10 protein-coding genes are annotated in these 10,114 nt (G+C 63.2%); 6 read left to right on the top strand and 4 right to left on the bottom strand.

Features of this window, described 5'->3' with window-relative positions; genetic code table 11:
* The first annotated feature begins 269 nt into the window (after positions 1–269).
* Positions 270–623: a hypothetical protein gene (locus VGE27_RS10705; protein ID WP_331049641.1), complete on the top strand. Its 354-nt coding sequence runs from the start codon at positions 270–272 to the stop codon at positions 621–623.
* A gap of 47 nt (positions 624–670) precedes the next feature.
* Here VGE27_RS10705 and VGE27_RS10700 read toward each other — a convergent pair whose 3' ends face one another.
* Complete coding sequence (locus tag VGE27_RS10700) at positions 671–1,477, bottom strand: SRPBCC domain-containing protein (protein ID WP_331049640.1); 807 nt, start codon at positions 1,475–1,477, stop codon at positions 671–673.
* On the bottom strand, positions 1,474–2,076 hold the full coding sequence (locus VGE27_RS10695; protein WP_331049639.1) for a helix-turn-helix domain-containing protein: 603 nt from the start codon (positions 2,074–2,076) through the stop codon (positions 1,474–1,476). The genes VGE27_RS10700 and VGE27_RS10695 overlap by 4 nt, the downstream gene beginning before the upstream one ends.
* 167 nt (positions 2,077–2,243) lie before the next feature.
* Here VGE27_RS10695 and VGE27_RS10690 point away from each other — a divergent pair, with 167 nt between their 5' ends.
* Complete coding sequence (locus tag VGE27_RS10690) at positions 2,244–3,863, top strand: ABC-F family ATP-binding cassette domain-containing protein (protein WP_331049638.1); 1,620 nt, start codon at positions 2,244–2,246, stop codon at positions 3,861–3,863.
* 81 nt (positions 3,864–3,944) lie between these two features.
* On the opposite strand, the gene VGE27_RS10685 is transcribed toward VGE27_RS10690, so the two are convergent.
* Both VGE27_RS10685 and VGE27_RS10680 read right to left on the bottom strand, forming a co-directional pair.
* Positions 3,945–5,282 carry a hypothetical protein gene (locus VGE27_RS10685; protein WP_331049637.1) on the bottom strand — a complete coding sequence of 446 codons (1,338 nt, stop codon included), beginning with the start codon at positions 5,280–5,282 and terminating at the stop codon, positions 3,945–3,947.
* 23 nt (positions 5,283–5,305) lie between these two features.
* Positions 5,306–7,066, bottom strand: coding sequence for a S8 family peptidase (locus VGE27_RS10680; protein ID WP_331049636.1), 1,761 nt, complete (start codon positions 7,064–7,066; stop codon positions 5,306–5,308).
* Positions 7,067–7,216: 150 nt separating this feature from the next.
* Here VGE27_RS10680 and VGE27_RS10675 point away from each other — a divergent pair, with 150 nt between their 5' ends.
* From VGE27_RS10675 to VGE27_RS10660, 4 genes are read left to right on the top strand one after another with little or no spacing between them, the layout of a single operon-like run.
* Positions 7,217–8,284 (top strand): hypothetical protein, encoded by a 1,068-nt coding sequence (locus VGE27_RS10675; RefSeq protein ID WP_331049635.1) that lies wholly within the window; start codon positions 7,217–7,219, stop codon positions 8,282–8,284.
* 59 nt (positions 8,285–8,343) lie between these two features.
* Positions 8,344–8,832 (top strand): VOC family protein, encoded by a 489-nt coding sequence (locus VGE27_RS10670; protein ID WP_331049634.1) that lies wholly within the window; start codon positions 8,344–8,346, stop codon positions 8,830–8,832.
* Positions 8,833–8,858: 26 nt separating this feature from the next.
* Positions 8,859–9,680 carry a hypothetical protein gene (locus VGE27_RS10665; protein WP_331049633.1) on the top strand — a complete coding sequence of 274 codons (822 nt, stop codon included), beginning with the start codon at positions 8,859–8,861 and terminating at the stop codon, positions 9,678–9,680.
* Between the two features lie 12 nt (positions 9,681–9,692).
* Complete coding sequence (locus VGE27_RS10660; RefSeq protein WP_331049632.1) at positions 9,693–10,073, top strand: VOC family protein; 381 nt, start codon at positions 9,693–9,695, stop codon at positions 10,071–10,073.
* The last annotated feature ends 41 nt before the right edge of the window (positions 10,074–10,114 follow it).

Below are 10,114 nucleotides of genomic sequence, written 5' to 3'. Positions count from 1 at the left end.
CCGTCGCACTCCCTCACGCTGGCCACCGTTGGGCATCTGGCGAGCCTGGTGGCGCGGCAAGGAGATACCGTGCGGGCGGTCGCGCTGCGGAGGGATTCCTCCGCAATGAAGAATGGCGCTCGATGAGCCAGCAACGCCTGCCTACTCCAGAACCAATGCTTCCAAAGTCACTGAAGAACTCTCTTGCCGCGGTCAGCTTCTCCGTATGGGCCGCCGCTGCACAGCCCTTGCGAGCACAGTCGCTCGAAGCCATTTCGCCAGGTGCCCGCGTGCAAATCACGATCACTGATTCGCTGCGCCAGGAGCCAATTCTCGCGGCACGTCAGCGAATCATCGGATCGCTGATCCGCGCGACTTCCGACTCCATCTGGCTGCAGCCGATGGGCAGCGGACCGCTGGCGGTGTCACGCACAGCGGTCCGCGGCACCAGTGCGAGTCTCGGGATTTCCCGGGCTCGCAGTGCCGTGAGTGTTGGTGTGCAAGCGGGACTGCTCGCACTGGCGTCTCAACTAGCGCGGGATCGCAACGATATCTCGATCGGTGTCATCGGGGCCGGCGTCGGGCTCGGATTTTCCCTGGGCGCGATCTTTCCGTTCGAACACTGGCGGCGCATCAAGCCGTAGGGTTGTCATCGGGCGCGACGACGCCACGATGTCATGGTTTCATCGGGTCACGAGGGCATCGGAAAGCGTTCCTGCAGCCAGGCCTGCCACTGCGGCTTCATGCGCGCTGCGACATCGTTCGCGTCGTCACCGTACATGAAGAAGGTGACTGTGGCCATCACGGTGCTACCAAACTCGATGGTGCCCAATGCTGCCACGCCGGGGCCGGGTGTGTCCAGTCGAAGCAGCGCGCCGAACGGACTGTCGCTGACGTACTCCACGACGCCGCCAAAAGCCGGTGTGCCAGCCGGTGCCACGAACTGCTGTCCAACACTCACACCACCGATGCCCGCCGCGTTGGTGAGTGCAGCCCACGCATCAGCGGGTGTGCCGCTCACTGGCGCCATGAGTTGCATGGTGGCCGACGGCTGTCCACGGAAGTGCGTGAGATAGAGATGCAGAATGCGGAAGATGCCTGGCCAGCCCTCTTCGGCGCCCGTGAGCTGACCATCCCAGTCGTCGGTGTCGGCAAACAGGCTTTGCACCACGCGCACCACGCAGGTGCCGCCCGCGCGTGCTTCGATGTGAAACTCGGTGCCCAGTGGCGGAGAGCCCGGCACCCAGCCATCCGATTCGCGCGTAAACTCCTGCAGCGGCTTCCACGTCTTCACGATGGAACGCGACGACATGCCCGGGCCGAATTCCAGCGTACAGGCGACGGGCGTGCCGTCGTGTTCCTCGATCGTTGCCGGCACAAACCACGATGAAATGCCGGGGCCCGTGGCGATGGCCTGCCACACCTCTTCCGGTGTTCCCGGCACTTCGATGGTGACTTCGACGGAACGGCGGCCGTTGGCTTCCTTCTTCACGCTCATGATGTCTCCTGGGGCACTGGTGACTGCGGGAGGGGATGGGCCACGATCACCAGGCGATGCGATCGGCCGCCGGGGGCGGAATCATCGTGGTACTTCGAAACGAGTCGGGCAATCGCGTCCGTCAGCTCACTGCTGAACGCCGCACGCTCGGCCGGCGACCGGAAACGCACTTCGGTGTCCATCGACAGCGTGGCGAGGCGCTTGCCCTTGGCCTTCGCACGACGGACGAGATCACCCACTTCTCGAATGACCCGCGCGCCGAGTGCGATGAGGTAGTTGGCCGACATGCGGTCGTTTTCGCGGTCGGGGTCGACGGCAATCGCGCCCATGGCACTTGGCGAGACCACATACGATGTCGCCGTGGCCACCAGCACCCGTTCGCGGAGGCCACCCCACCGCCGTTCCTCGGACAACTGCGCGAGGCCGTGTGCCTCGAGGGCATTGAGGTGGTAGTTGACCTTCTGCCGTGTGAGGCCCACCCGCGTGGCCAGCGTCGCGGCCGATGCCGGTGTGGCGAGTTCGGCGAGCAGTCGGCTGCGTATCGGCTCCAGCGCCACCGTGGCGGCCGCCGGATCTTCGATGACGTGGATGTCGGGCATGGGCCAACGGTAGTATTGACAAAAAAATCTGTCAATAGGCTGTAACCATCATCCCCAATGGGAGGCGTGGGTTCGGGGTCTTGCCGGCGCTTAAGTTTCGCCGACGATTCGCCCTTGGCCGTCTGGCTCTGTTGCCGACGGTTTCTCAAAGTCTTTCCCCTCGTAGCGTGACCCTGCTTTCCGTCTCCAACGTCGGCATCTCCTTCGGGTCGACCGAGCTGTTCAAGAACATCACGTTCACGGTCGGCGAGGGTGAGCGCTGGGGCATCATCGGACGCAACGGTGCGGGCAAGACGTCCATCTTCAAGGTCATCACCGGCGAGACACAGCCCAACGCCGGCAGCGTGGCGCGCAAGCCGGGATTGCGTCACGCGCTGCTCGATCAGCATCGCGCGTTCGAAGGCGCCACCACGGTGTGGGAGGCCGGTGCCGCCGCATGGCGTGACGTCGTCGCGCTCGAGCAGCGCCTGGCGCAGCAAGCCATCGAGCTTGGCGAGATGGGCGAACATGTCACCGAGGAATTCCTCGAGCGCTTCGGGCACGACCAGGAACGCTTTGCCGACATGGGCGGCTACATCTACCATGCCCGCGTTGATGCCGTATTGCAGGGTCTTGGCTTCGATGCCGAAGAATCCAAGACACGTCTCATCTCCTCGCTGTCCGGCGGTGAACGTGGACGCGTGGGCTTGGCAGCGCAGCTCATCGCCCCCGCCGATCTGCTGCTGCTCGATGAACCCACCAATCACCTCGATCTCGACACCACCACGTGGCTGCAGGACTGGCTCAAGGAGGCCGACGAGACGGTGCTCGTGGTGTCGCACGATCGTGCGTTTCTGGACGCGGTGTGCACGCACATCCTGCACGTGGAAGCCAAGTCGAGTGAGTGGTACAAGGGCAACTACAGTCAGTTCGTGCCGCAGCGCGCCGAACGACGCCTCACGCGCGAGCGCGAACTGGAGAAGCAACGCGCCTATGTGAAGAAGGAAGAGGAGTACATCATGCGGAACCTTGCGGGGGTGAACTCCTTCCAGGCCAAGGGCAAGCGCAAGCGTCTCGAACGTCTGCCACGTCTCGCGCCGCCGCCGGGCGATCCGGCCGCCATGTCACTGTCTTTCGAGCCATCCGAACGTGGTGGCGATCAGGTGATTGCGATCGACGCGCTGCGCGTGGAAGTGCCGGGCCGTGTGCTGGTGGACGATTTCACGGCCGTGCTGCGCCGCAACGATTTCGTTGCTCTCGTGGGACCCAACGGTGCCGGCAAGTCGTCGTTCATCTCCACCATCATGGGCGATCTGGCGCCGGCCAGTGGCACGGCGCGTGTGGGCGGGTCGATCACCGCAGCCTACTTCCGCCAGGACCTCGGCGACTTGCCGCTGCGCAAATCGCTGTACGACACCATTCAGGACAAGCGCCCACTGTGGAATCGCGGGCAGATCCAGAATTGTCTCGGTGCCTTTGGATTCAGCGGTGATTCGGTGCAGCGTGAAGTGGCGTCGCTGAGTGGTGGTGAACGTGCGCGCATGGCGCTGGCACTCATGACGCTGGCGCATGCGAACCTGCTCGTGCTCGACGAACCCACCAATCACCTCGACGTCGAAAACATCGAAGTGCTCGAGGATGCGCTGGAAGACTACGATGGCACTGTGTTGCTGGTGAGCCACGACCGTGCATTCCTGCGCGAGGTGGCGACGCGTGTGTGGTGGTTTGACGGCACACGCCTGGTGGACTTCGATGCTCCGTTCACCGAATGGGAAGAGGACCAGGCTCGGCGCGCGGCGCGCAAGTAACGCTCGGTTGCAGCGCATCAACGCAAAGCGGCCTGCTCTTCGTGGAAGAAGAGCAGGCCGCTTTGTTGTCATCGCATGTGCTTACGTGGCGGCAATGGCGCAGGCCACCGCGTACGTCACCTCGCGGTTGGTGACATCGCTGTGGTCCTTGATGAGGCCACCGCTGCCATCGAGGTTGTTCACCACCTTGGGCGTGAATGCGTACTTGTCGCCCACCTGGCCCAGCGTACGATTGCTGGCTTCCTGAAAACGCTGCGTGCCATTGCGACCGATGCCACCGAACTGGTCGTCCTTGTCGCCGATGGCCTTTGTGTTGTCATCGGCCAGTCGTGACGCGATGGAGTAGGCCTTGCCCACCACCGTATCCTGGTACGAGTAGGTGGAGATGAGCGGCCCACGTACCACCGACTTGTCGATCACATCGCGGAAGAAGCCGCGCGCGCCCTTTCCGTTGTCCTTGCTGAAACCGTAGTGCGAAAATGCAGCCTCGAGCAGCGACAGCGAGTCTGCCTGCACGAGCGGATCGGCGCTGAGTGACTTCGCGCAGGCAGCCATGCAACGGCCGCCGAGGCTGTGGCCGATGAGGTGCACGCGGAGACCGGGAACTGCCTTGAGTGCACGTACCGCGTCCGCCACGCCGGCAGCGCCCACCGTGCCGGAGCGGTTCTTCATCGTGTACCACGTGGTCATGTTGAGCAGCTGTCCCACGCGGCCCGCGGCCGACTTGATGAAGCCACCGATGAACAACGGCTTGCCCTCGTCGCCGCCATGGGCTCCACCGCCGACGGCCGCTGTTCCACCTTCTCCATCCTTCACTGTTGGGAGAATGACGGGGCGGCCCAGCTTGTCGAGTAACTCGGAGCCCTTCTGCGCCTTGAGCATCTCGAAGCCTTCGGTGGGATCGGGCTCGGCTTCCTTCACGATTGAGAGCAACTGCTTCACGAACTGGTCCTGCTTGGCCGGATCGTCCTCGATGTCGTCGAACAGCTCGATGGCCTTGGCGAGCGCCTTCTTCTGCGGCGCGCGAAGGGTGCCATCATCGAGTGCCTCCAGCTGTTGCTTCACCTCATCGCGCGCATCGTCGGTGTCGAAGCTCTGCGTGGCGCCCTCTGACTTGTCCGGTCCTTCGGAAAACTTCTTGGAGGGCCAGAACACCCCACCCACCACGAAGCGACGATCCTTCATAGCGCCGGCGATATTCGCGTGGGTCAGGTGCGTACGAAAGTTGGCGAGAAAGCTTTCGTACAGACGGGAAGCTTCGCGCTCGTCGTTGCGGAAGCCATGGGCCAGCAACAGTACATCCGTGGCCTTGGTGGACTTCGCAAGTGCGACCAGCTCCTTCAAGGCCGTGCGCGATGTCGGCTTCCCGTCACCGTTGTATTCCAGGGCGACATAGTCGAAGCCCGACAGGGTACTCATATGCGACTCCGTTCGCTGAATGGTCAGACTGCCTGCAGTACTTTCATAAGATCGAGCAGACCGTGCCCCTGAAAGGACGGCTCCCGCCCCAGGTCGACGGCGCCCTTGAGGAACAGTTCCTTCACACGTTCCGGTTGCCCGATGAACTCCGTGCGCACGGACAGGAAACCGGCAATCGCGCCCGAGACATGCGGCGCCGCCATGCTGGTGCCGCTCTGCTCGCAGTAGAGCACCTTGCCGTTCTCTGGTGCCTGGTCGGTATCAGGCCGCAGCTTCTGTGGCGGCCCTTCAACGGCATGCGCCACCGTGCCTGGCTTCTTCGGTGCGGCGGCTTCCGTCTTTGGTGACGGATGCAGCGCGGTATCCACGCCGTAGCGTTCCTGTTCGATACCCGCCGCACACGACCGGATGCGCTCACCGGGTGCAAGCAAATCGGGCTTGCGGCGTCCGTCGCCGGTGGGGCCGCGCGAAGAGAAATACGACACACCATACAGGTGCGGCATGTCGCGATGCGTGGAGCCCACCGTGATCGCCAGTTCGGCGTTGCCCGGGTCGGTGATGCTGAGATTGTTGTAGCTGCTCAGCTCTGCACCATTCCCCGAGATGTACGACGAGTAGCCGCTGTTCCCAGCCGATACCACCACGCTCACGCCCGACTTCACCAGTCGGTTCACTTCGGCGCACAACGGGCTCTGACCGCACGCGAACCAGCGCGGATCGAAGTCGTACCCGATGCTCATGTTCACACCGTGAATGAGCAGGCGGCGTCCATTCTGGTTCCAGCGCTGGATGTCGTCGATGGCACGCAGTACCCAGCTCACCTTGCCCTGGCCGCGCGTCTGCTTGAAATCGTCGGTGCGCGTGACATCGGCGATGACCTTGAGGCTCACCACCTTGCTGAGCGGTGCCACGCCACTGATGGACGTGAGCGTCTCGCGGGCAATCAGTGGCTTGCTGTTGCTGCCAGCGCCACTGTTCTCATCACGCATCTCCGTGCCCACCACACGCAGGCCACCCTTCTCCTCGGTGGTCCAATACCCGCTGATGATACCGGCTACATGCGTGCCATGTCCGAGGCGATCCGTCAGTGCACTCGCGTCTCCGGACCGCTTTCTGCCGCCCGTTGCCGAGGTGGAGCCAGTGGACGCCTGCTTCTGGGCATCACCGTCAGGAGTGTAGTCCCGATGTTCGATCGGCGTACGCACGCCCAGCGAATCGATGCGTCCGTGCAGCGTCTGCTTTTCGGTGAAATGTGCATGCTGTCCGTCGATGCCTGAATCGAGCACGGCCCATACGATGCCTTCGCCCAGTGCGTGGAAGGCGCGCTGCGCGGCGTCCGCCTTCACGGTGGTGAGCGACCGCGTGAGCGTGACGGCGATGTCGCTGTCCTCCCAGATGCGATACACCACGGTCTCGGCGCGACGATTCGCGGCCACGAGATCCTGCGTCTCCCGGGCCAGCTTCTGGATCTGCGTGGCGGTGAGTCGCGCAAAGACGTAGTTGGAGACGGAGGAATACTTCACCTTCCACTCCTCGGCGCGCCGCTGCACCTGGTCCAACGCCTGTTCGAGTCCGCCCTGATACAACTCATTCAGGGCGATGATCACATCGAACGTGGCGCGTGGCTTCTCCTGGATGCGCGACAGCAGTGGCTCCGTGACAATCGAGCGCAGCATGTTACGACGCAGCTCGTCGAGCTCCTTCTCCTTGCCAGAGGGAGCAGGGGACTTGCTCTTGGATTTCCCCGACGACTTGGACGCGGTCTTCTTGCGGCGCTCGGCCATGATCCCTCTGCGGTGATAGCAATGTCGCGGACGGGTGGGAATATTGCGCGCCAGCGAGCGTCCGACCAGCAGACGGTGTTGGTCGTGACGTGCGAACTGAGCCATAGTGTGTTGCTCGCATCTTCCATCAACGACCAACGGGATTGCTACATGCGCACAGCGCTGTTCACCGGAGCCGGCGCGTCCTGTGCGCTTGGATATCCGCTCACAAGCCAGTTGCTGCCGATGGTGCGGGCCCAGCTACTGAACCAATCGCTGTTTCAGGGACTGTGCGATGGGCGCAAGGAAGCTGCGGATCGTGTCGCGCTGCATGGTTTTCTTCGCAAGCTGTACCCGGGCTTTGACGACTCGGCCGACCAGAGTCTGCCTCTCATCACCGAGACCTTCTCGCTGGTGGAGTACGCGCTCGCGAATGGCGAGTCGCTGTCGGTGGGTGGATTTGGTGCGCTGCAGCACTTTCGGGACCTGCTCAAGCAGGCCATCACCTTCCTCATCCTCGATGACGGGCGCAAGGCACGGGGTGTGTCTGCCGATGTCGTCCAGGCGCAGCGACAACTGGCGGAGGGGATCTCCAATTGGTTCGGACAACGGAGCGACAGCGCGGCGCTGATCAGCACGAACTACGACATCAGTATCGAGTCGACGTTGTATCGCCGGCTCGGTGAGGCCGAAGTCACGAAACGGATCGATCTCGGCTTCGACTGGCGTCATGTGGGCGACGGCCGGGAGCGAAGCCGTCCGTCATCTGACCCGCGCCTGCGTGTGTACAAGCTGCATGGTTCCGTGAACCAGTTGCGCTGCAGCAGCTGTGGCTACGTGTACTTCAACCCGCTGGGCAGCATCTCGTCGCTCGCCTTTCGCGAGGAGCTGTTCGACTCCAACACCTGTCACTGCCGTCAGGATGTGCGTCTCGAGCTGCACATCGTGGCGCCATCACATGTTCGGGAGGTGCGGGACGCCAATCTGCTCAGCGTGTGGCGCACGGCGCTCGAATGGATGCGGACGGCTGATCGATGGGTCATTGCGGGCTACTCACTGCCGTCGGAGGATCTGGCCATTCGCTCCCTGCTCATGCGGGCCTACGCCACCGCGGAGAAGCGGCCCGAGGTGACGGTGGTGCAGCGCGGTCAGGAGTCGAAGGCGCGCTACGAACTCATCTTCCCCAAGTGTGATTTCCGCGACGATGGGTTGGAGGGGTTTCTGGCCCGTGAGGGCTGAAGTGGCCAAGTGGGTGTATGATTTCAGCCCGCCCCCAATCCCCTGCATGGAGCTCCGGCATGGCCAACCCAGCGAAGAACACGGTCTGTCTGTGGTACAACGGCGACGCCGAAGAGGCGGCGCGGTACTACGCTGAGACCTTTCCTGACTCTTCGGTGAAAGCGGTGCACCGCGCGCCGTCGGACTATCCATCAGGCGGCAAAGAGGGCGCCGTATTGACGGTGGAGTTCACGGTGATGGGGGTTCCCTGCATTGGTCTCAATGGCGGACCGGGTTTTCCGCACACGTTTGCGTTCTCGTTTCAGGTGGCCACGGCAGACCAGGCCGAGACCGATCGCTATTGGGACGCGATCGTGAGCAATGGTGGTGAGGAGAGTCAGTGTGGATGGTGCAGGGATCGCTGGGGCTTGTGGTGGCAGATCACGCCGGTCGCGCTGACCGCTGGCATGGCGGATCCCGCTCCTGGCGCGGCCAAGCGGGTGTTCGATGCGATGATGCAGATGAAGAAGATCGACGTGGCGGCCATCGAGGCGGCGCGGCGGGGGTAGTTGGGCAGGTGGTTTTCGAGGGCACGATGAGATCTCCAGTTCGCCGATCACGTATTGCGGTCGCAGCACTCGCGCTTGGGCTCATCGGCGGTTGCTCCGACGCTTCGGGGCCGTGGCGCGGACCGCCGGGCAATGGCCTGCTGCTCGGCATGGCCGATGACAACGGCGGTACGCAGCTTGGCATCATCAACGAAGACGGCACGGGGCTTCGCAAGCTGACCCGAGCGCCGGGCGGTAACGCGGGTGCACGGTGGTCTCTGGATGGACGACGCATTGTGTTTGTGTCGTGGCGGGAAGACCGGGTGCTTGGCGTGTCGCTGATGAACCCGGACGGCTCTGGGGTCCGTCGCATCTCCGACCCCACGAAGCCACTCACCATGGGGGCGCCATCCTGGAGTCCTGACGGCGGCAGGCTGGTGTATGCGTGCACCATCCCTGACTCGCCGTATGGGAACCTCTGTTCCATGTCTGCCACGGGAACGGACTACCAAACCTTGTTGCCACTGCACTGGGAGGCACAGTCTGCGGACTGGTCACCGGATGGACAACGCATCGTCTTCAGTGGCACCGCGCCCGGCGACCCGTCGTATCGCCACCTGTATGTGGTGGATGCGAGAGGCGGGGTGCCCGTGCTGCTCTCGCCGGTGAAGAACACCCTGCACGAGATGAATCCAGTCTGGTCGCCTGATGGCACCCGCATCGCATACAGCGTGGGCTCGCCCTCGTTCGGCCCATCCGTTCCCCAGGATCCCTTGCCAGGCGCATACTCGGTGAAGCTCGATGGCACGGACGCACAGCTCATCACCAGGGTCGGAGCCGTGTCATCGTGGATCCGACAGCCGCGATAACTTTGATCTCCCATGACTCAGCTTCGTTCTCTCCGTCTGATCCTCGCTGTGCAGGACCTCCGTGTGTCGACGGAGTTCTGGATGTCCACGCTGGGATTCACCCGTGACTTTGGTGATGGCTCCGATGGCTGGAGCTGGCTGTCGCGCGGTGCCTTCGCGGTCGGTCTTGGCGAGTGTGCCAACGAACCTGCCGCCAGCACGCTTGGCGACCATTCCTATGTGGGGTATGTGAACGTGGATGACGTGGACGCACTGCACCAAGAGTTCCGTCAGCGTGGGGCGGAAATCCTCCATGGGCCGGAAAGCAAACCATGGGGCATGCGGGAGTTCGCCCTCCGCACCCCTGATGGACATCGCATGACGTTCGGCGCCGAAATATCTGATGTCGGCTGAAACGGTAGCGCCATCGTTTCCCCGGTGCGTAGTGTTCAGGA

It is taken from the genome of Gemmatimonas sp. (assembly GCF_036405635.1).
Lineage (GTDB): Bacteria > Gemmatimonadota > Gemmatimonadetes > Gemmatimonadales > Gemmatimonadaceae > Gemmatimonas.
The sequence above is the reverse complement of the archived record's forward strand: the minus strand, read 5'-3'. Positions and strand labels throughout refer to the sequence as shown.